This window comes from Lysobacter sp. F6437, from assembly GCF_052547215.1.
In genome coordinates, this window is sequence record NZ_JBQWRB010000002.1 from 1 (window position 1) to 20468 (window position 20468).

The 20468-nt window shown below is 69.2% G+C and carries 17 protein-coding genes and 1 pseudogene; 9 read left to right on the forward strand and 9 right to left on the reverse strand.

Annotated features, from left to right (window positions below; all coding sequences use genetic code 11):
• Positions 1-272: 272 nt before the first annotated feature.
• Complete coding sequence (gene tyrS, locus ACT9F5_RS08535) at positions 273-1499, reverse strand: tyrosine--tRNA ligase (protein WP_445119829.1); 1227 nt, start codon at positions 1497-1499, stop codon at positions 273-275.
• A 220-nt stretch (positions 1500-1719) separates the two neighbouring features.
• Between tyrS and ACT9F5_RS08540 the strand changes: the two genes are divergently transcribed.
• Together ACT9F5_RS08540 and ACT9F5_RS08545 are read left to right on the forward strand one after the other, a co-directional pair.
• Positions 1720-3147 carry a peptidoglycan DD-metalloendopeptidase family protein gene (locus ACT9F5_RS08540; RefSeq protein ID WP_445119526.1) on the forward strand — a complete coding sequence of 476 codons (1428 nt, stop codon included), beginning with the start codon at positions 1720-1722 and terminating at the stop codon, positions 3145-3147.
• A gap of 4 nt (positions 3148-3151) precedes the next feature.
• A complete protein-coding gene (locus ACT9F5_RS08545) occupies positions 3152-4342 on the forward strand; it encodes an anhydro-N-acetylmuramic acid kinase (RefSeq protein WP_445119527.1) in 1191 nt (396 codons plus the stop codon).
• A 28-nt stretch (positions 4343-4370) separates the two neighbouring features.
• Here ACT9F5_RS08545 and ACT9F5_RS08550 read toward each other — a convergent pair whose 3' ends face one another.
• Genes ACT9F5_RS08550 through ACT9F5_RS08560 form a run of 3 tightly spaced genes read right to left on the reverse strand, consistent with a single transcriptional unit; the run spans position 4371 to position 6796 of the window.
• Positions 4371-4625, reverse strand: coding sequence for a hypothetical protein (locus tag ACT9F5_RS08550; RefSeq protein ID WP_445119528.1), 255 nt, complete (start codon positions 4623-4625; stop codon positions 4371-4373).
• Between the two features lie 51 nt (positions 4626-4676).
• Positions 4677-6011, reverse strand: a complete 1335-nt coding sequence (locus ACT9F5_RS08555) for an AmpG family muropeptide MFS transporter (protein WP_445119529.1) — start codon at positions 6009-6011, stop codon at positions 4677-4679.
• Positions 6008-6796, reverse strand: a complete 789-nt coding sequence (locus tag ACT9F5_RS08560; protein ID WP_445119530.1) for an exodeoxyribonuclease III — start codon at positions 6794-6796, stop codon at positions 6008-6010. The genes ACT9F5_RS08555 and ACT9F5_RS08560 overlap by 4 nt, the downstream gene beginning before the upstream one ends.
• A gap of 90 nt (positions 6797-6886) precedes the next feature.
• Between ACT9F5_RS08560 and ACT9F5_RS08565 the strand changes: the two genes are divergently transcribed.
• From ACT9F5_RS08565 to ACT9F5_RS08575, 3 genes are all read left to right on the forward strand, one after another.
• On the forward strand, positions 6887-7459 hold the full coding sequence (locus tag ACT9F5_RS08565; protein ID WP_445119531.1) for a GNAT family N-acetyltransferase: 573 nt from the start codon (positions 6887-6889) through the stop codon (positions 7457-7459).
• The gene (pyrE, locus tag ACT9F5_RS08570; protein ID WP_445119532.1) at positions 7456-8133 is read left to right on the forward strand and encodes an orotate phosphoribosyltransferase; all 678 of its coding nucleotides are present in this window, start codon (positions 7456-7458) and stop codon (positions 8131-8133) included. Before ACT9F5_RS08565 ends, pyrE begins: the two co-directional genes overlap by 4 nt.
• Before the next feature lie 102 nt (positions 8134-8235).
• On the forward strand, positions 8236-8883 hold the full coding sequence (locus tag ACT9F5_RS08575) for a hypothetical protein (protein ID WP_445119533.1): 648 nt from the start codon (positions 8236-8238) through the stop codon (positions 8881-8883).
• Between the two features lie 60 nt (positions 8884-8943).
• Here ACT9F5_RS08575 and ACT9F5_RS08580 read toward each other — a convergent pair whose 3' ends face one another.
• From ACT9F5_RS08580 to coaBC, 3 genes and pseudogenes are all read right to left on the reverse strand, one after another.
• Entirely contained in the window at positions 8944-11292 is a 2349-nt protein-coding gene (locus ACT9F5_RS08580) for a phosphomannomutase/phosphoglucomutase (RefSeq protein WP_445119534.1), read from the reverse strand.
• Positions 11293-11336: 44 nt separating this feature from the next.
• Positions 11337-11795 (reverse strand): dUTP diphosphatase, encoded by a 459-nt coding sequence (gene dut, locus ACT9F5_RS08585; protein ID WP_445119535.1) that lies wholly within the window; start codon positions 11793-11795, stop codon positions 11337-11339.
• A gap of 79 nt (positions 11796-11874) precedes the next feature.
• Positions 11875-13115 (reverse strand): annotated as a pseudogene (gene coaBC / locus ACT9F5_RS08590) (bifunctional phosphopantothenoylcysteine decarboxylase/phosphopantothenate--cysteine ligase CoaBC).
• Between the two features lie 194 nt (positions 13116-13309).
• On the opposite strand from coaBC, the gene radC reads away from it, so the two are divergent.
• From radC to ACT9F5_RS08610, 4 genes are all read left to right on the forward strand, one after another.
• Positions 13310-13984 (forward strand): RadC family protein, encoded by a 675-nt coding sequence (gene radC / locus ACT9F5_RS08595; RefSeq protein WP_445119536.1) that lies wholly within the window; start codon positions 13310-13312, stop codon positions 13982-13984.
• 571 nt (positions 13985-14555) lie between these two features.
• The gene (gene argS, locus ACT9F5_RS08600; protein ID WP_445119537.1) at positions 14556-16244 is read left to right on the forward strand and encodes an arginine--tRNA ligase; all 1689 of its coding nucleotides are present in this window, start codon (positions 14556-14558) and stop codon (positions 16242-16244) included.
• Complete coding sequence (locus ACT9F5_RS08605; RefSeq protein ID WP_445119538.1) at positions 16245-17030, forward strand: SPOR domain-containing protein; 786 nt, start codon at positions 16245-16247, stop codon at positions 17028-17030.
• A 59-nt stretch (positions 17031-17089) separates the two neighbouring features.
• Positions 17090-17485, forward strand: a complete 396-nt coding sequence (locus tag ACT9F5_RS08610) for a hypothetical protein (RefSeq protein WP_445119539.1) — start codon at positions 17090-17092, stop codon at positions 17483-17485.
• A 127-nt stretch (positions 17486-17612) separates the two neighbouring features.
• Here ACT9F5_RS08610 and ACT9F5_RS08615 read toward each other — a convergent pair whose 3' ends face one another.
• Positions 17613-18467: an NAD(P)-binding domain-containing protein gene (locus ACT9F5_RS08615; RefSeq protein ID WP_445119540.1), complete on the reverse strand. Its 855-nt coding sequence runs from the start codon at positions 18465-18467 to the stop codon at positions 17613-17615.
• A 108-nt stretch (positions 18468-18575) separates the two neighbouring features.
• On the reverse strand, positions 18576-20465 hold the full coding sequence (speA, locus tag ACT9F5_RS08620; RefSeq protein WP_445119830.1) for an arginine decarboxylase: 1890 nt from the start codon (positions 20463-20465) through the stop codon (positions 18576-18578).
• Positions 20466-20468: the final 3 nt, after the last annotated feature.

Sequence of the window (20468 nt, forward strand, 5' to 3'; positions counted from 1 at the left end):
GCCAGACGTCCGCACAAGTCACCTGCGCACACTGTCAAAGATCAGGGGAACCGGCCTCAGCGCCGCGTTCCGACTCGCCACCAAAGTGCCCGAGTGAGCCGCACATCTTACAGCAGATTTCGTGTCCGTCAACACCCTGTGAACCGGTTGCCGAACCCCCTGCCGCCCCCGCCAAGCCGGTCAATCCGTCCCGGCGGGCCGCGCATTATGCACACCCCGATCACGTTCGGGAAGGGGGCGTGCGAAATTTTTTTGGGCCGACCGGGACCTGTTCAGCCAGCGACCAGCCGCACCCTCGCGAAGGTGCGCTTTCCAACCGCGAGCACGCCCTCGAAACCGGGCTGCAGCACACGCTGGGGATCCTCCACCACGTCCCCGTCGATCCGCACCGCGCGCTCCTTGAGCTTGCGGTTGGCCTCGGAGTTGCTCGGGGTCAGCCCGGCCGCGGTCAACAAGGCTGCAATGCGCAGACCCTCGACGGGCACGGCGACGTCGTTGAGCGGCAGTTGCGCGGTGTCGCCCTGCCCGCGCACGGCGGCGTTCCAGCCCGCGACGGCAAGGTCTGCACCCTCGTCGCCATGGAAGCGTGCCGCCAGTTCGCGAGCCAGGCGGAGCTTGAGGTCCCGCGGATTCAGCGCGCCCGCATCGATCTGTCGCCTCAGGTCCGGGACTTCGGCCATCGTGATCTCGAAGCTGAGCAGCTCGATCCAGCGCCACATCAACACGTCGTCGATCTTCATGGTCTTGGTCACCATGTCGATCGCCGGCTCGTCGATACCGATGTAGTTGCCGAGCGACTTGCTCATCTTCTGCACGCCGTCCAGGCCCTCCAGCAGCGGCATGGTCAGCACGACCTGCGGCGGCTGGCCGTGCGACTCCTGCAGGCCACGGCCCATCAGAAGATTGAACTTCTGGTCGGTGCCGCCGAGCTCGACATCGGCCTGCAGCGCGACCGAGTCGTAGCCCTGCACCAGCGGGTAGAGGAACTCGTGGATGGCGATCGACTGCTGCGCGGCGTAGCGCTTGGCGAAGTCGTCGCGCTCGAGCATGCGCGCGACGGTGTGCTGGCCGGCGAGACGGACCATGTCGGCGGCCGACATCTTGCCGAACCATTCGGAGTTGAAGCGGACCTCGGTCCTGTCGCGGTCGAGCACCTTGAACACCTGTTCGGCGTAGGTCTGCGCGTTGACCAGCACGTCCTCACGGGTCAGCGGCTTGCGGGTGGCGTTCTTGCCGGTCGGGTCGCCGATCATTCCGGTGAAGTCGCCGATCAGGAAGATCACGGTATGGCCGAGGTCCTGGAACTGCCGCATCTTGTTGAGCAACACGGTGTGGCCGAGGTGCAGGTCGGGCGCGGTCGGATCGAAGCCGGCCTTGATCCGCAAGGGCCGGCCCGACTGGAGTCGGGCGACCAGATCCTCATGCTTGAGGATTTCATCGGCGCCGCGGCCGATCAGTTCGATAGCGGCCCGGACGGACGGTCCGGGATCGGCCGACAAGGTGGACGGCGAGGTGGACGAAGAATCGACTGACAAGAGGCGTGCTCGCGATCGGGGTCATGACCGCGGCGTGACGGCGATCATAAACGTTAATTAACTATTGCGATAAAACGAGGAAAGCGAGAAACCCTATTCAGGTCAATGGTTTGACGCATACTTCTCGCGTCACTATCGTAACGCCGCAACGCCACCTTCACATGCCTGTGCGCCGGAGATATCGATGACAGCAACACCGGGACCCGGTCAGGACCGGCGCCAACGCCTGAAGGACCTGCGCGAAGCCGCCCTGCACCGCCCGGTGCTGGCACGCCACCTCTCCGATGGATTCAACGGCCGCTGGTCACGTCGGCAGTGGGTGCAGGCCAGCCTGTTCGCGACCCTGGGGATGCTGGTCGCCTCGATCGTACCCGGCTTTGGTGGCATCCACGGCGATCCGGGGCAGGCTCCTCGCCAGTCGATGGCGCTGGCACTGCCGCCGCTGCCGCAGGCCCGCGCACACGAACAACCGGCCGACAGCTGGCATGTCGTGCGGGTGCAGAGCGGCGAGACGCTGGGCGCGCTGTTCGAGCGCATGGGCGTGCCCGCGTCGACCATGTACCGGATCCTTGAACAGCCCGGCGCCAAGCACGTGCTGACCCGGCTGCGTCCCGGCGCCGAACTGGGCTTCGACCTGCCGGTTGGCGGCCAGTTGCGCACCTTCCGCTTCGACCGCGACCCCACCCACCGGGTCGAACTGGCGATTGGCGCCGACACGATCACCGAACAGGTCACCGAGCGACCGACCGAGACCCGCACCGTGGTCGCCAGCGGCGAGATCAGCAGCTCGCTGTATGCCTCCGCGCGCAGGGCCGGGCTGTCGCCATCGGCCATCGCGACGCTCACCGACGACATCTTCCAGTACGACATCGACTTCACCGACGCCCAGAAGGGCGATCGCTTCAGCGTCGTCTACGAGCAGCTGTGGCGCGAAGGCGAGCGCATCGGCACCGGCGAGGTCGCGGCGGCGACCTTCACCACCGGCGGCAAGACCTTTTCGGGGTTCCGCTTCGAACATGACGGCAAGGTCGGCTACTACACCGCCGACGGGCGGCCGCTGAAGAAAGCGTTCATCCGCATGCCGATCCCGTACGCGCGGGTCACCTCGGGCTTCACCAAGGCACGCAAGCATCCGGTGCTGGGTCGCACCCGCCGCCATGACGGCGTCGACTACGGCGCGGGCACCGGCACGCCGATCCACGCCGCCGGCGACGCGCGGGTCAAGTTCGTGGGCTGGAAGAGTGGCTACGGCCGCACCATCGTGCTCGATCATGGCCGCGGCTACACGACGCTCTACGCGCACATGTCGCGCTTCGGCAAGTACAAGCGCGGCTCCAGCATCAAGCAGGGCACGGTGATCGGCTATGTCGGCAGTTCCGGGCTGGCGACCGGACCGCACCTGCATTACGAATTCCGCATCAACGGCGTGCATCGCAACCCGTTGACGGTGACGATGCCGCCGCCGGAGCCACTGAAAGGCGCGGCACTGGTCGCGTTCCGGGCGCAGACCGCGCCGGCGCTGGCGCGGATCCAGCAGGTCGAGAAGATCATGTACGCGAAGGTCGAACCGGCCGCCCCGGCCAAGCCGCCCAAGGCCGACAAGAAGGCCTGATCGCATGGACCCCGCAGTTGCGGGTCCGGCCGGGTCCGTGCCGCATCCGGTGGGCGTCGCGGCGGACAGCGCACTCGATGGGCTGTTCGTCGGCCTGATGTCGGGCACCAGCGCCGACGGCATCGATGCCGCGCTGGTGCAGTTCGACGCGGACGGCCATTGCGAGTTGCGGCTCGGCCGTGCTTTTCCGTGGGAACCGGCGTTGCGCCAGCGACTGGTCGAACTCGGCCAGGGCGGCGCGCTGCAATCGCTGGAGGAGCTGGGCACCCTGGACGTGCGCATCGGCGAAGCGTTTGCCGATGCCACCCGCCAACTGCTCGCCGAAGCCGGGGTCGCCGCCGCCGACGTGCGCGCGATCGGTTCGCATGGCCAGACCGTGCGGCATCGACCGGCCGGCGCGCGGCTCGATGGCCGCCACCCCTTCACGATGCAGCTCGGCGACGGCAACGTGATCGCCGAACGGTGCGGCATTGCCACCGTCGCCGACTTCCGCCGTCGCGATGTCGCCGCCGGCGGCCAAGGCGCGCCGCTGCTGCCGGCCCTGCATGCCGCGGTACTTCGCGACGACACCGAAGACCGCGCGGTGTTGAATCTGGGCGGGATCGCCAACCTCACGTTGTTGCCGGCACCGGGCGACGTGCGCGGCTTCGACACCGGCCCCGCCAATGCGCTGATGGACGCGTGGTGCGAATGCGAACTGGGCCGGCCCTACGATGCCGATGGCGCATTCGCCGCCCGTGGCCGCGTCGACCCGGAGTTGCTGGCGCGCCTGCTGGACGAACCATGGTTCGCGCTGCCACCGCCGAAGAGTACCGGCCGTGAACATTTCCACCTCGACTGGCTGCAGTCGCGGCTCGCCGGCAACGAGGCCGCCGCCGACGTACAGGCGACCCTGCTGGAACTGAGCGCCGTCACGATCGCCGATGCGCTGCACGCGCAGCAGCCGCGGACCCGGCGCCTGCTGGTTTGCGGCGGCGGCGTGCACAACGCGCGATTGCTGCGACGGATCGGCGAACACCTGCCCGGGGTGGTGGTCGAATCGACTGCTGCACACGGAATCGATCCGGATTTCATCGAGGCGATGGGTTTCGCCTGGCTGGCCCGGCAGACCCTCGCCGGGCGGCCCGGCAACCTGCCCGGCGTGACCGGTGCGACCGGTCCGCGGGTGCTCGGCGCGATCTATCCCGCCGGCTGACAACCCTGCCGTTGAGCGGGCGCGACGGTCAGCCGTTCCCGGCCCGGCCAATGTTGGCGAAGCCCGGGTCGTCCTCGATCTCTTCGAGCGCCGCGATCGCCGCCTGCAGCGCATCGGCATCGGATTCACTGAACCGCGCGGCCAGCTCGGCCTCGCAGGCAAACAGCCCGTGCTCAATCAGGTGGCCCAACGCCTGCTGTTCGTTCCAGCCCTTGGCGGCAGCCATCCGGCGCACGCGCTCGAGCAGCAGGGGATCGATGTGCAACGCAATGCTTTCGGTCATCTGTACGTCCTCTCCGCGCTCTGCCGCGGTGTGCGCCAGATCGGTGTCCGATCAGGCGCGTTGTTGCAATGGTTCGTCGTCGGTTGGCGCCACGGCGTCCGGCTCGAACAACTGCCTGCGTCGCCACAGCCAGGCCAGCAGCAGCAGGGTCGGCACGATCGAGAGCGAGCTGAACACGAAGAACCCCACGTAGCTCCAGTTCTCGACCATGAAACCGGACATGCCGCCGACGATCTTACCCGGCATGTTGGCCAGCGAAACGAGCAATGCGTACTGGGTCGCGGTGAATTCACGACTGGTCAGCCCGGACAGGAACGCGACCAGCACCACGCCCGCATACCCCAGCGCCAGGTTGTCGCCGGACAGCGCCGCCACGAACGCCCAGGTCTCGCTCGGGTTCATCGCCATCAGCAGGTACAGCAGGTTCGACAGCGACAGCCCCAGCGCGCCGATCAGGATCGAGCGGCGCATGCCCAGCGCCGCCACCGACACGCCGCCGAGGAACGCGCCCGCGATGCCGATCCAGACCCCGTACAACTTCGACACGGTGGCGATCTCGGCCTTGCTGTAGCCGGTGTCGATGTAGAACGGCCCGGCAACCACGCCGAGCATCTGGTCGGGCAGCTTGAACAGGCCGACGAACACCAGCAGCGCGATCGCGACCATTACCCCGTGGCGCCGGAAGAACTCGTTGAACGGCCCGACGAAAGCCTCGCCGAAGCTCTTGCGCTCGCGGATCGTGATCTGTTCGGGCTCGCGCGCGAACAACGCCGCCAGCAGCGGCAGCAGCAGCACCGCGGCCATGCTCAGGTAAGCCACCCGCCAGCCGCTGAAGTCGGCGATGTACAGCGCACCGGCTCCCGACACGATCAGGCCGAAGCGGTAACCCAGGGTGTAGGTCGCGGCCAACGCGCCCTGCGCCTCGACCGGCGCGATCTCGATCCGGTAGGCATCGACCACGGTATCCTGGGTGGCGCCGGCAAACGCCGTCAACGCAGCCAGGCCGACGAAGGTGGCCAATTGCACCGGCCCGGTGAACGCCATCCCGGCCAGCGCCGCGATCAGCACGGCGATCGACAGCACCAGCCAGCCTCGACGTCGTCCCAGCACGCCCAGCAGCGGCGCGTTCCAGCGGTCGATCAGCGGCGCCCACAGGAACTTGAACACGTAGAACATGCTGACGTAGCTGAGCAGGCCAATCGTGCTCAGTTCCAGCCCGTACTCGCGCAACCAGATCGACAGCGTGTAGCCGACCAGCAGGAACGGCAGGCCGCTGCCGAACCCGAGGAAGAACAGCGTGCCCGCCGACGGCGTGCCGAACGCGGCCAGGATGCCGCGCCAGCCCTTTGGCCGCGGCGGCGGCGTGGCGACGGGCGCGGCGCTCACGCGAGCGACCCGGCGTAGTCGACGGTGAATGGCGCGTGGTCGGAGAACCGTGGCTCACGCAGGATCGAGCAACCCTGCAGTCGCGTCGCCAGTTCCGGCGTCACCAGCTGGTAGTCGAGCCGCCATCCGACGTTGTTGGTGTAGGCCGCGCCGCGGTTGCTCCACCAGGTGTAGTCCTGTGCGTCGGGGTTCAGCGCGCGGTAGCTGTCGACCCAACTGCGCGGTGCGTCGTCCGCGCACAGGCCATTGAGCCAGTCGCGTTCGGGCGGCAGGCAGCCGGAGTTCTTCTGGTTGGACTTCCAGTTCTTGATATCCAGCGCGCTGCGCACGATGTTCCAGTCGCCGCAGAGCACGTAATCGCGGCCGCTGGCGAGCCATTCGTCGAGCACCGGCTTGAGCCAGTCCATGACCTCGAACTTGAAGCCCTGGCGCAGTTCGCCGGAGGATCCGGACGGGATGTAGAACGACACCACGCTGAGGTTGCCGAAACGGGCCTCGATGTAGCGGCCTTCGTCATCGAACGGCGCCCAGCCCAGCGCGGTGCGGACCTCGTCGGGCTCGCGCCGGCTGTAGATCGCGACGCCGCTGTAGCCCTTTTTTGTGATGGCGTCGCGGAAGAACGCGCGGTAGCCGTCGGGCAGGAACTCCGGCCCCGCCAACTGGTGTTCCTGGGCCTTGGTTTCCTGCACGCAGAGCAGGTCGGCATCGTGCCCGGCGAACCAGTCGAAAAAGCCTTTGCGGGCGGCCGAACGCAGGCCGTTGGCGTTGAAGCTGACGATGCGCATGCGCGCTCCACGACGAGGGTCCGGCGATCATAACAACGGCGCCGTCGCAGGCGGGGTCGCGCGCGTCGGCGGTGCCCTATCATTCACGCCATGCCCAACCGCCCGTCCCCAGCCCTGGCCACCGACGCGACCGTCGAGGTCGGGGTGGCCCCCGTCGACGCGGCCCTGGAGCCGGCGGTGCGGCGGTTGCAGGTCACCGCGGCGCAGCGGCTGTTCGTGGGCGACACCGGTTTCAACCTCGACGACGCCCTTCGCGATCCGCTGAGCGATGCGATGGCGATCCTCACCAACGGGCAGGTGATCGGCTTCTACCGCCTCGACCGCGCCCCGAATGCGGTGACCGGGCGTCCGCTCGCGCAACCGCACCTGGGGCTGCGTGCGTTCCTGATCGACCATCGCCAGCAGGGACGCGGCCTGGGCACCCGTGCGGTACGCGCCTGCTGCGACGATGCAGGCCGGCGCCATCCGAGGCATCGGCTGCTGGCCCTGACCGTGAACTGCCGCAACCACGCCGCAATCGCCACCTATCGGCGCGCAGGCTTCGAGGACAGCGGCGAACTGTTCCAGGGCGGCGACGCCGGCCCGCAACACCTCCTGCTGTACCGCTTGAGCGACCACCCGCCCGACCCGTCCCACGACCTCCCACAGGCCCCCGCACGATGACCGACCACCGCACCCGTTTCCTGCAGCTCGCGCTGCGCGCGCAGGCCCTGCGCTTCGGCGAGTTCACCCTCAAGTCCGGCCGCAGCAGCCCGTACTTCTTCAACGCCGGCCGCTTCGACACCGGCGCCGCGATGGTGGAGCTGGCCGGCTGCTACGCCGACGCGATCGACGCGGCACGGCGCGCGGGCGGGCTGGCGGAGTTCGACCTGCTGTTCGGCCCGGCCTACAAGGGCATTCCGCTGGCGACCGCGCTGGCCTGCGAATACGCCCGCCGCGGCCGTGACCTGCCGCTGGCGTTCAACCGCAAGGAAGCCAAGGCCCATGGCGAAGGCGGCACGCTGATCGGCGCACCACTGGCCGGTCGACGGGTGCTGGTCGTCGACGACGTGATCACCGCCGGCACCGCGATCCGCGAGGCCCTGGGCACGATTGACGCGGCCGGCGGCATCGTCGCCGGCATCGTGATCGCACTGGACCGGCAGGAAGCCGTCGACCCGACCCAAAGCCGACGCTCGGCGGCACAAACTGTCGCAACCGAACACGGCTTGCCGGTGGTTTCGGTGGCCAGCCTCGACGACCTGCTCGCGTTCGCCGACGGTTCGCCGGATCTGGCCGCCGAGCGACCGCGGCTGCTGGCCTATCGCTCCGAGTACGGCAGCCGCGCCGACCCCTGAGCCGCCGGCGCCGATGACGCCGCCATGGCAGGCATGGCCCGACTCTTGCGTTGACTGTATCTGGATGCGCTGGACGTTCCGCGCGCGACAGCACGAACCGACATGAACAAGCTTGCCCCGTCCCTGCTCGCCACGACTGCCCTGCTGGTGCTGGCCGCGCCGGCGTGGGCGCAGAAGCCGGCCGGCAAGAAGATCTATTGCTGGAACGACGGCGACCGCAAGGTCTGCGGCGACGCCCTGCCGGCCAGCGCGGTCGACAACGCGCGCACCGAGTTCAGCGCCAGCGGCATTGCCACCAAGCGGCTGGACCGCGCCCCGACCGACACCGAACGCGCCGCGGCCGAGGCCCAAGCCGAGCGCGACCGGCTCGCCGCACTCGCGACGGCGGCCCGGCAACGAAAAGAGCTGGCGATGGTCGAGTCCTACGCCAGCGAGGACGACCTCAAACGCGCGTTCGACAATCGCCTCGGCCTGCTCGACGCCTCGGTGAAGTCGTCGCGGCTCGGTGTCGACGGCCTGCGTCGCAGCCTGGTCAACCTGCTGCAACGTGCCAGCGAGGCCGAGCTGGCCGGCAAGCCGGTGGCCAAGCCGCTGGCTGGCAGCATCCAGAGCCAGCACGCGGCACTGCGCCGGCAGCAGGCAACGCTCGCGGCACAGCAACTCGAGCGCAGCACCGCCGACGAGGAACTGGCGGCCGCGCTGGAGCGTTATCGCGAACTGAAGAAGCCGGCCGGCGACGCCAACGGCTGAGCCACCGCCCTGCTCCCATCGAGCAGGGCCGCCCCATCAATCTGTCTGAACAGCTGCGCGTCAGAACGGCAGCGCGAGGTCCGGCCGCAGCGCCAGCAATTGCGCCCGGAACGCGTCCTTGATCCGCGCCATCGCCTCCTTGTTGTCGGCGTCGAAGCGCATCACCAGCACCGGCGTGGTATTGGACGCGCGCACCAGGCCCCAGCCGTCGGCCCAGTCGACCCGCAGGCCGTCGATGGTCGACAGCCGTGCGTCGTCGAACTTCGCCTGCTCGATGAACTGCCCGACGAACGCGTGTGGGTTGCCCTCGGGCGCATCGACCTTGATCTCGGGCGTCGCGATGCCATCGGGCAATGCGTCGAGCACGTCGCTGGGACGGTCCGGCTGCGCGCCGAGGATCTCCAGCAACCGCGCGGCCGAGTAGATGCCGTCGTCGAAGCCGTACCAGCGCTCGCGGAAGAAGAAGTGGCCGCTCATCTCGCCGGCCAGCTCGGCCTCGGTCTCGCGCATCTTCGCCTTGATCAGCGAATGGCCGGTCTTCCACATCAGCGGGCTGCCGCCGTGGCGCAGGATGTAGCCCGGCAGGCGGCCGGTGCACTTGACGTCGAAGATGATCTGCGCGCCCGGGTTGCGCTCCAGCACGTCGGCCGCGAACAGCATCAGCAGGCGGTCGGGGAAGATGTTGTGGCCATCGCGGGTGACCACGCCGAGCCGGTCGCCGTCGCCGTCGAAGGCGATGCCGAGGTCGGCGTCGAGGCGTTCCACCATCTTCACCAGGTCGGCCAGGTTGTGCGGCTCGCTCGGGTCCGGGTGGTGGTTGGGGAAGGTGCCGTCGATCTCGCAATACAGCGGCACCACCTCGGCGCCGATCGCGGCCAGTACCTTCGGCCCCAGTTCGCCGGCGACGCCGTTGCCGGCATCGACCACGACCTTCAGCGGCCGGTCGATCTGGATGTCGGAGGCGACCCGCCGGACGTAGTCGTCGTCGATCTCGCGCTGCTGCAGCAGGCCCAGGGTCGGCGCCGTGTGCAGGCGATCGTCGGCGATGCGCGCGTACAGGTCGGTGATCGCGTCGCCGTGCAGGGTCTCGCCGCCGACCACGATCTTGAAGCCGTTGTAGTCCGGCGGATTGTGGCTGCCGGTGACCGACACGCAGGAGCCGGCGCGCAGCTCGTAGGCACCGAAATACACCAGCGGGGTGGGCGCCAGGCCGATGTCGACCACGTTGCGGCCGGCCTTGCGCAGGCCCGCAATGAGCCCGGCGGTGAGGTCGGGGCCGGACAGGCGGCCGTCGCGGCCGACCACGATCTCGGCCTGGCCCTTCTCGTGCATCAGCGAGCCGATCGCATGGCCGATCAGTTCGGCGACGGCCGGCGACAGGTCGCGTCCGACCACGCCGCGGATGTCATAGGCGCGGAAGATGCCGCGGTCGATGGCGGGCGCGGACGCGTCGCCGGAAGATGCGGGTGGGAGTGGCGGAGCTTCCGTGGTCACGGTTGGGGTTTCATCGTCGGGGGAGGGGGCTGCGGCGGACTCGGCCAGCGTAAGGAGGGTCGCATCATCCTCCGCTTCCGTGTCCGCATCACCGGCGGCGGCGCCCCGACGTGCCGCCAGCTGCGGTGCGCGCCAGGCCAGCAATGCCAGCAGCGCGAACACCACGGTCGCGACCAGGCAGCCCAACGCGCCCAGCCCGAATGGCGCGCCGGCGACGTCCGGCACCGCCGCGGCGACGCGCAGGTCGCTGCCTGCAACCGGCCTGGCAAGCGCTTCGGCGCCGTCCGCGAGGCTGGCGTCGCCGCGCTCGACCACACTGTGGCCGCGCTGGCGCAGGGCAAGGTAGGTGTCTTCGCCGACCGCCGCGGATTCGACCGGGCCGGTGACGGGCCTGGGGTCGAGCTGGACCAGGGCGACCGCGACCACCTGCTCGCCTTCACGCACCGGTGCGGCAAGCGCGAGTTGCGGCTTGCCATCGGCGCGGATCATCCACGCCACCGGCTTGCCGTCGGCCAGCGCCGCCTCCATCGCGGCCACGGTGCCGTAACCACGACCCGGCAGGGCCGCGTACGCGCTGTCCAGTCCCGGCGCCAGCACTTCGCCACGGGCCGCACCGGGCCAGCCATCGGACAGCAACGCGCCGGCCTGGTCGAACTGGTTGGCGGCAATCGCCGCGTGCAGTGCCGGGTCGGCGAGTTCCTCGGCGAAGCGCGCGTGCCCGGTCGCCAGTGCCGCGCCGATCTGCTGGACCGCCGCGTCGCGCGACTGTTCGATCGCGCCATGCCGGGCATCGTCGCGATACTGCTGCCACGCGTTCCAGCCCAGCCACGCGGCCAGCAGCGCGCAGACCACGGCCACCACCGGCAACAACGGCTTGAATGTGTCCAGCGACACCTGCGGTCGTTCCATCTTCATGTCGATCATCGTGTTTCCCCTGCCCGTACCTTCACCCGTGCGACTCAGCGGATACCGGTATGGCCGAAGCCACCGGCACCGCGCGCACTGGTTTCGAATTCATCGACCACCTGCAGCGTCGCGCGCACGATCGGCAGCACGACCAGCTGGGCGATGCGATCCCCCGGCTGCATCGTAAAAGCCTCCTGCCCACGATTCCACAAGCTGATCATCAGCGGCCCCTGGTAATCGGCATCGATCAGGCCGGTGCCGTTGCCCAGCACGATGCCGTGTTTGTGGCCGAGTCCCGAGCGCGGCAGGACCACCGCGCACAGGCCGGGGTCGCCGAGGTGGATCGCCAGCCCCGACGGCACCAGGGTCGCATCGCCCGGCTGCAGGGTCAGCGCGTCGTCGAGCGCGGCGCGCAGGTCCAGCCCGGCGCTGGCCGCGGTCGCGTATGCGGGCAGCGGCCAGTCGGCGCCAAAGCGGGGATCGAGGATCTTCAGTTCAAGCGCGTGCTGCATCGGTCTGTGTCCGGTCGGCCGTGGGCATGCGCCCATGGATAGAACAAAAGTGAGTGGAATGCCGTGTCGTGGTGGGCGCTTATGCGCCTTCGACCGGCGTGGCGGCGGTCAGGCGCTCGGCGACCAGCGCGACCAGGTCCCCGGCCAACTCCGTCTTCGACGCCGGGCCCAGCGCGCGCTCGATGCCCGCGCCGTAGACGACCAGCGCATTCGCGTCGCTCTCGAAGCCGCTGCCGGCGATGCCGACCCGGTTGGCGCAAATCAGGTCGAGCTGCTTCTTTGCGAGCTTTTCGCGGGCGTTGGCCTCGACATCGTCGGTTTCCGCCGCGAAACCGACCACCAGCGCGGGACGATGCGGGTGGCGGGCGACCTCGGCGAGGATGTCGCGGGTGCGTACCAGTTGCAGCACCAAGCCGTCGCTGCCGGGCTGCTTCTTGATCTTGCCCTCGGCGACCTGCGCCGGGGTGAAGTCGGCCACCGCGGCGGCACCGATGTAGATGTCAGCCGGCAGCGCGGCCATTACCGCGGCGTGCATCTGCGCGGCCGAACGCACGTCGACGCGCTGCAACCCGGCCGGCGTCGGCAATGCGACCGGACCGGCGACCAGCGTGACCTCGGCGCCGGCCACGACCGCGGCGGCGGCGATCGCGAAACCCATCTTGCCGCTGCTGCGGTTGCCGAGGAAGCGCACCGGGTCGATATCCTCGAACGTTGGCCCGGCGCTGACCAGCACCCGGCGGCCGGCCAGCACGCCGGCACTCACGTCGATGCCCGTGCCAGTGCGGCGACGATTGCGTCGGGTTCGAGCATGCGGCCCTCGCCGACCTCGCCGCAGGCCTGGCCACCGGCGTCGGGGCCGAGCAGCAGCACACCGCGAGCGCGCAGGGTCTCGACGTTGGCCCGGGTCGCGGGGTTGGCCCACATCAGCCGGTTCATCGCCGGCGCGATCGCTATCGGCGCGTCGGTGGCCAGGCACAGGGTGCTGACGAGGTCGTCGGCGAACCCGTGGGCGAGCCGGGCGATGGTGTTGGCGGTGGCCGGCGCAATCACGATGCGGTCTGGCCAGCGCGCCAGTTCGATATGCCCCATCGCGGCCTCGGCGGCTTCGTCCCACAACGAAGTACGCACCGGTCGGCCGGACAGCGCCTGGAAGGTGGGTGCGCCGACGAAGCGCAGCGCGTTGCCGGTCATCGCGACCTGCACCGTGGCGCCCGCGTCGCCAAGCCGGCGGACCAGCTCGGCGGCCTTGTAGGCCGCGATGCCGCCGCATACGCACAGCAGGATTTTTTGACCATCGAGCGCTGGCACGTTCAGGGAAATCCGAGCGCGGAACCGGGGTTCATCTTACCCGAAGCCACGCTGCGCCCCGATCGTCCCGGGCGGCTCCGCGCCCCAGCATGAAGGCCTGGAAGCGGGACGGAGCACGCCCGTCGTCTTGGCGAAGCCGGCGAGGTGCGGAGTACTCCTTCTCCCCGTCCCCGCTTCCAACCCGACCACACTCAGGAGACACCTTCGTGCACATCCGCGACTGGCCCACCGACGAGCGCCCCCGCGAGAAGCTGCTGGCGCGCGGTCCCGGCGTGCTGTCGGACGCGGAATTACTGGCGATCTTCCTCGGCTCCGGCCTGCCCGGACGCGACGCGGTGGGCACGGCACGCGAGCTGCTCGCGGCGCACGGGCCATTGCGCGCGCTGCTGGAGCTCAGCGCGAAACAACTGGCACGGTTGCCGGGACTGGGACCGGCGCGTGCCTGCGCGTTGTCGGCGGCGCTGGAGTTGGGCCATCGACACCTGTCGGCGGACTTGGCGCGCGGCGCGGCGCTGAGCGATCCGCAGGCCGCCGGTCGCTATTTCGCCCAGCGCCTGCGTGGCCTGCCGCATGAGGTCTTCGCGGCGTTGTTCCTCGACAACCGGCATCGGGCGATCGCATTCGAGGAGTTGTTCCGCGGCACCCTCGATGGCGCCGAGGTGCATCCGCGCGAGGTGGTGCGGCGTGCGTTGGCCCACAACGCCGCAGCGGTAATCGTCGGCCACAACCATCCGAGTGGAAACCCCGAGCCAAGCGCCGCCGATCGAGCGGTGACGGCGCGGCTGAAGCAGGCACTGGCGCTGGTCGACCTGCGGTTGCTCGACCACTTCGTGATTGCCGACGGCCCGCCGGTGTCGCTGGCGGCGCGGGGGTGGGTCTAGGCGAATGGGTTATCGCGACGCCGTGCTGGGAACAGGAAGACACAGCAACAGCAACGGCAACAGCAACGGCAGAGGCGGGTGGGTTCATGGCTTCGGACACGAGCACCGCCCTGCCGGGGTGTTGTCTCCGCCCCTCCATCGGGCCATCCATGGCGCACTCCCCGCAACACCCCGGCAGGACGCCGCTTCGCGGTTTGTGGCGCACGATTCGCGGGGCGGAGGAAACGTACCGTCCGCGGTATTGATAACACCTCCCGATCGCGAGCAAGCACGCCTTTTGTAGGAGCGACTCCCGAAGCCGAAACGGCCCGGACGGGAGGTGGACGGTGGGGGTATTGCGTAAAAGCGGGTCATGGATGGCCCGCGGCCCGCCTCAGGACAGGATGTCCTGATGAAGGGCTGGAGCAATACCCCCGCCGGCCGCCTCCCTCGAGAACCCAACCGAAGCCCGGCTTGAAAACCCCGACTCCCGAGCTCCAATGAACTTCCCCGGCCCCTCTCCCCGCCGCTTCAGACGACCCCACCCGTTCTGCCGTAAAATGACCGGTTCCGTTCCATCCGCCGAGATCCCGTGAAAGCCACCCTCCGTGCGCTCGTTGCGCAGGCCATCGATGCACTGCGCGCCAACGGCACCCTGCCGGCCGACCTGTCCGCTCCGGATTTCGTGATCGAGCGGCCGAAGACGCGCGCCCAGGGCGACTTCTCGACCAACGCGGCGATGTTGCTGGCCAAGCCGGCCAGGTCCAACCCGCGCGCGATTGCGCAGGCGCTGGTCGATGCGCTGGCGGCCAACGACGACATCGCCCGGGTCGAGATCGCCGGCCCCGGCTTCATCAACTTCCATGTCGCCGAGGCCGCGTGGCGGCGCCAGCTCGGCGAGGTGTTCGTCCAGGGCGAGGTCTTCGGCCGCAACGAATCCGGCAAGGGCCACCGCGCCGGGGTCGAGTACGTCTCGGCCAACCCGACCGGGCCGCTGCATGTCGGCCACGGCCGCGCCGCGGTGATCGGCGACTGCATCGCCCGGGTGCTGGCGGCCAACGGCTGGGAAGTGGCGCGCGAGTACTACTACAACGACGCCGGCGTGCAGATAAACAATCTCGCGCTGTCGGTGCAGGCGCGCGCGCAAGGGCGCACGCCGGACGACAGCGACTGGCCCGAGGCCGGCTATCGCGGCGACTACATCGCCGACGTCGCCCGCGCCTATCTCGACGGCGCCACGGTCGAGGTGGAAGGCCACAGTGTCACCGGCGCCGGCGATGCCGCCGACCTCGATGCGATCCGGCAGTTCTCGGTCGCCTGGCTGCGGCGCGAACAGAACGGTGACCTCGAGGCCTACGGCGTCGCGTTCGATGTCTACTTCCTGGAGTCGTCGCTATACGCCGACGGCAAGGTCGAGGAAACCGTGCGCGAGCTGATCGCCCACGGCCACACCTACGAGGACGGCGGTGCGCTGTGGCTGCGCAGCACCGATTTCGGTGACGACAAGGACCGCGTGATGCGCAAGTCCGACGGCACCTACACCTACTTCGTGCCCGACGTCGCGTACCACCTGAGCAAGTGGCAGCGCGGCTACGAGCGCGCGATCACCGAGCTGGGCGCCGACCATCACGGCAGCCTCGCCCGCGTCCACGCCGGCCTGCAGGCGCTCGACACCGGGATTCCGAAGGGCTGGCCGGAGTACGTTCTGCACCAGATGGTCACGGTCATGCGCGGCGGCGAGGAGGTGAAACTGTCCAAGCGCGCCGGCAGCTACCTGACCCTGCGCGACCTGGTCGACGAGGCCGGGCGCGACGCCACCCGCTGGTTCCTGGTCGCGCGCAAACCGGACTCGCAACTGACTTTCGACATCGACCTGGCGCGCAGCCAGTCGCTCGACAACCCGGTGTACTACGTGCAGGTCAGCCACGCGCGCATGTGCGGGTTGATGCGGCAGCTGGCCGAGCGCGGACTGGACTTCGACCGCGATGCGGGCCTGGCCCGCCCGCTCGACCTCGACGACGAGGCCGCGCACGAACTGGTGACCGCGATCCTGCGCTACCCCGACGTGGTCGAGAGCGCCGGTCGTGACCTGGAACCGCACCAGATCGCGGCCTACCTGCTCGAACTGGCACAGACGTTCCAGACGTATTACAACGACCACCAGTTCCTGGTCGACGATGCCGGCGTGCGCCATGCGCGACTGGTGCTTGCGCTGGCGACGCGCCAGGTGCTCGCGAATGGTCTTGATCTGTTGGGCGTCAGCGCCCCCGAGGTGATGTAAGTGGCAGCACGACGCGGCAAGACGCAGGCCCGGCGCAACCAGGGCAACAACGGGCTACCCGGCTGGGCATGGATGGTGCTCGGCATCCTGCTGACGATCATCGTGGTGCTGTTTGCGCCGAAATTGCTGAAGTCCGACGGCGACGGTTTCTTCCGGCCGCAGCCGAATCCGGACGCGCAGCCCGCGCCGGTGTCGACCGGTGAGGAGGAACTGGTCGCGCCGGTCGGCGAGGCCACCACACGCAGTCCGCCCGACAGCACCACGGGGCCCGGGGACGCGTCGGACAAGCAGCCCGAGTTCGATTTCTACACCCTGCTGCCCGGCAAGGAGACGCCGATCAGCGACGCCGAACTGGCCGCCACCGAACGCGCGGAGGATGCACGCCTGGCGGCGCAGCAGCGTGCCGCCGAACAGGCCGAGGTCGCGGCCGACCGATCTCTGCCGCAGCCGGTCGACACCACTCCCGCCGACACCACGCCGGAACCGCCGCAGTCCGTCGCCACTAGCCCGGTGACCGATCCCAACAGCGCGACCGCGGCCGGTGTCGGCGATGGCAGCCGCTACCTGCTGCAGGCCGGCGCGTTCCAGGCCGGGGCCCAGGCCGAGGAACTGAAGGCGCGGATCGCACTGCTCGGCCTCAGCGCGCGGGTCGAGTCGGCACAGATCAACGGCAAGACCATCCACCGCGTGCGGATGGGCCCGTATGGCACCGCCAGCGACCTCGCGGACGCCAAGCGCAAGCTCGAGCGCGGCGGCCTTCCGGCGATGGCGATCAAGGTCAAGTAGGCCGCGCCTGTCGTAGACTCGCTGCCGAACCCGCAGCGGCGGGTACCGGGGGAAACGAGATGAGCAAGCGCGTCCTGCTCGGCTGCATCGCGGCGCTGGCCACGATGCTGGTGTTCGACCTGTTGATCAGCCTCTCGGGCTGGCAGCTCGACCTGCCGCTGGAAACCGGTTTCGGCAGCATTCCGCTGGGCAGCCTTGTGGTGACCTTCGGCGCGATGTTGCTGGGCGGCTGGATCGCGCGGCGGCGTTTCCGCTGGATCGCGTTGGGCCTGGCCGGGGCGTTGTGGCTGGCGGTGGTCGCGACCCTGCTGATGATCGCGGAGCCGCCGATGGATTCGCTGGCGATGGTGCTGAAGCACAACGCGCTGGCGATCGTATTGAGCCTGGCAGCGGCGTGGTGCGGCGCGATGCTGGGCGAGCGGCTGGGCGAGCGCCCGATCGCCGCCCCCCACTGATGTAGGAGCGGCTTCAGCCGCGATCGGGAGCCGGCACGGGCGAACGATTCCAGATCGCGGCTGAAGCCGCTCCTACGAAAAGCCGGTACGTCGCAAGGCGGCGGTGCGCGACCTCAACGCCATGTTTTCAACCGCTGCGCTTGAGCGTGATCAACGCCGACGTATCGGCATCGCCGTGGCCGCGCTCGACCAGTTCGGTGTAATCGGCCAGCGCCTGCTCCAGCGTCGGCGTACGCAGGCCGGTGCCCTTGGCGATCGCCTGCACGATGCGCAGGTCCTTGAGCATGTGCGCGTTCTTGAAACCGGGGGCGAATTCGCTGCGCAGCATGGTCGCGCCGCGCTTGTCGAGGAACCAGTTGCCCGCCGCGCCGGCCATCAGCGTCGGCAGCAGGACCTCCGGGTCGAGCCCAAGCTTCTCCCCCAGCGCCAATCCTTCGCAGACCGCTTCGTTGATGCCGGCGACCAGCACCTGGTTGACCGCCTTGGTCGCCTGCCCGGCGCCGGTCTCGCCCATGTGGCTGACCCGCGCGGCGTAGGCCTCCAGCACCGGACGCACCTGCCCAAGCACCGCGGCGTCGCCACCGGCCATTACCGACAGCTTGCCGTTGCGCGCGCCCTCGACCCCTCCGGACACCGGCGCGTCGACAAAGCCGATGCCGTGCTCGGCCAGCGCCGCCGCCGCGCGCCGCGCGGTCTGCACCGACACGGTGGAATGGTCGACCACTACCGATCCGGCCTTCAGCACCTGCGCCAGCGCGTTGACGTTCTCCAGCACGTCGATGTCCAGCGACACGCACAGCACCACCACCTCGCAATCGGCGAAGTTGTCGGCCGAGCGCGCGGCGCGCACCTTGAGTTCCGCCGCCAGCGCGTCGGCCCTGGCCTGGGTCCGGTTGCCGACCGCCGTCAGCAGGCCGCGTTCGTGCAGGTGGCGCGCCATCGGGGCGCCCATCGCGCCGAGGCCGATCAAACCGACTTTCATCAATAACTCCGGGATGGGTGACACCGACAGGCAGCGGGTCGATCTTGCCGAAAAATCGCATTCCGGGCCGACGCTGTCCGGCTTGCGGCAACAAACGCTGCTGAATATTCAGGTTGGCGGGGTGTCGTCGAGATACGTATAGCCGGTCAGCCCGGCTTCCAGCGCGGCATTGAGGCGCTCGGCTTCGGCAACGGGCAACTTCGCGGCGGCAACCTTGTCGCGGTAGGCCACGCGCAGGTCGTCGAGACGGTAACCGACGTAGTCGAGCATCACGTCGGTGGTGTCGCCGCGACGCTGCTGGACCAACTGGTAGCCATTGCCATCGGCCCGGACTTCCACCGCGTCGGTGTCGCCGAACAGGTTGTGGATGTCGCCGAGGATCTCCTGGTAGGCGCCGACCAGGAAGAAGCCGAGCCGGTAGCTCTCGCCGGGCCTGAGCGGATGCATCGGCATCGAGGTGTTGAGCGCCTCGTTCTCGACGTAGGTGTCGATGCGGCCGTCGGAATCGCAGGTCAGGTCGGCGATCACGCCGCGCCGGCTCGGCGCCTCGTCCAGCCGCTCGATCGGCACGATCGGGAACACCTGCTGGATCGCCCAGACGTCGGGCATCGACTCGAACACGCTGAAGTTGACGAAATACTTGTCGACCAGCCGCTGCTTGAGTTCGTCGAGCACGCCCTGGTGGCTCTTCTCGCCGGGGCTCAGGCGCCCGCGCACGCCGTGGGCGATCAGGTAGAACAGGTCGTCGAGGCGCGCGCGGTGGACCAGGTCGATCTGGCCCAGCGCGTACGCCGCCAGGCCTTCGCTGTGGAAGTGCACGGCCTCGTGGAACAGTTCGACCGCCGGGCGCGAATCGAGCTCGGCGTGGATCCCGCGCAGGTGGCGGATCACCGCCGGCTCGTCGTCGTGCGCGTCCGGCAAACGGCCTTCCGGCGCCACTTCGACCTCGGACACGTTGGCCACCAGCACCGCGTGGTGCGCGGTCATCGCGCGGCCGCACTCGGTGATGATCCGCGGCGGCACCAGGCCGTGTTCGGCGCAGGCCTCGGCCAGCGGCTGCACGATGTTGGACGCGTACTGCTGCACGCCGTAGTTGATCGAGTAGTAGCTGCGCGAGCGGGTGCCCTCGTAGTCGATGCCGAGGCCGCCACCGACGTCCATGAAGCGCACGTTGGCGCCGAGCTTGGACAGCTCGATGAAGTAGCGGATCGCCTCGCGCATGCCATTGGCGATGTCGCGCACGTTGGAAATCTGCGAGCCCATGTGGAAGTGCAGCAGTTGCAGGCAGTCGGTCATCCCCGCGCCGCGCAACTGCTTCCACAGGTCCAGCACCTGCCGCGGCGACAGCCCGAACTTGGCCTTGTCGCCACCGCTGTTCTGCCACTTGCCGGCACCCAGCGACGCCAACCGCATGCGTACACCCAGCCCCGGTTCGACCCCGAGCGCCCTGGCCTCCTCGATCACCAGCGGCAGCTCCGACGGCTTCTCGATCACGATGAAGGTCTGCAGTCCGAGCTTGCGGCCGATCAGCGCCAGCCGGATGTACTCGCGGTCCTTGTAGCCGTTGCAGACGATCACCCCGCCGGGCCGGCTCAGCGCCAGCACCGCCATCAGCTCCGGCTTGCTTCCGGCCTCCAGCCCGAAGCCCTCGCCGTGGTGCGACGCCAGCACGCCGGCAACGCCGCGGTGCTGGTTGACCTTGATCGGGTAGACCGCGGTGTAGCCGCCGGGATAGCTGGCCTCGTCCATTGCCTGCGCGAAGGCACCCTGCAGCTTGCGCAGGCGGTCGCCGAGGATGTCCGGGAAGCGCACCAGCAGCGGCAGCTTGGCGCCGTTCGCCCGCGCCTGGTCGACCACCTCCGGCAGCGCCACCACCGGCCCGGCCGCGCCGCCCGGGCGCACCGTGACCCTTCCGGCGTCGTCGACGTCGAAATAGCCCTCGCTCCAGTGCGGGATCGAGTAGGTCTTGCGGGCCTGATCAATCGACCAGTCGGCCATCGG

Excerpts from the sequence above, each read along its gene's own strand:
- ACT9F5_RS08615 (WP_445119540.1), bottom strand. The coding sequence starts at position 18,467 with ATGAAAGTCGGTTTGATCGGCCTCGGCGCGATGGGCGCCCCGATGGCG.
- ACT9F5_RS08540 (WP_445119526.1), top strand. The coding sequence starts at position 1,720 with ATGACAGCAACACCGGGACCCGGTCAGGACCGGCGCCAACGCCTGAAG.
- ACT9F5_RS08565 (WP_445119531.1), top strand. The coding sequence starts at position 6,887 with ATGCCCAACCGCCCGTCCCCAGCCCTGGCCACCGACGCGACCGTCGAG.
- speA (WP_445119830.1), bottom strand. The coding sequence starts at position 20,465 with ATGGCCGACTGGTCGATTGATCAGGCCCGCAAGACCTACTCGATCCCG.
- ACT9F5_RS08560 (WP_445119530.1), bottom strand. The coding sequence starts at position 6,796 with ATGCGCATCGTCAGCTTCAACGCCAACGGCCTGCGTTCGGCCGCCCGC.
- pyrE (WP_445119532.1), top strand. The coding sequence starts at position 7,456 with ATGACCGACCACCGCACCCGTTTCCTGCAGCTCGCGCTGCGCGCGCAG.
- ACT9F5_RS08575 (WP_445119533.1), top strand. The coding sequence starts at position 8,236 with ATGAACAAGCTTGCCCCGTCCCTGCTCGCCACGACTGCCCTGCTGGTG.
- dut (WP_445119535.1), bottom strand. The coding sequence starts at position 11,795 with ATGCAGCACGCGCTTGAACTGAAGATCCTCGATCCCCGCTTTGGCGCC.
- ACT9F5_RS08545 (WP_445119527.1), top strand. The coding sequence starts at position 3,152 with ATGGACCCCGCAGTTGCGGGTCCGGCCGGGTCCGTGCCGCATCCGGTG.
- ACT9F5_RS08580 (WP_445119534.1), bottom strand. The coding sequence starts at position 11,292 with ATGAAGATGGAACGACCGCAGGTGTCGCTGGACACATTCAAGCCGTTG.
- ACT9F5_RS08610 (WP_445119539.1), top strand. The coding sequence starts at position 17,090 with ATGAGCAAGCGCGTCCTGCTCGGCTGCATCGCGGCGCTGGCCACGATG.
- ACT9F5_RS08550 (WP_445119528.1), bottom strand. The coding sequence starts at position 4,625 with ATGACCGAAAGCATTGCGTTGCACATCGATCCCCTGCTGCTCGAGCGC.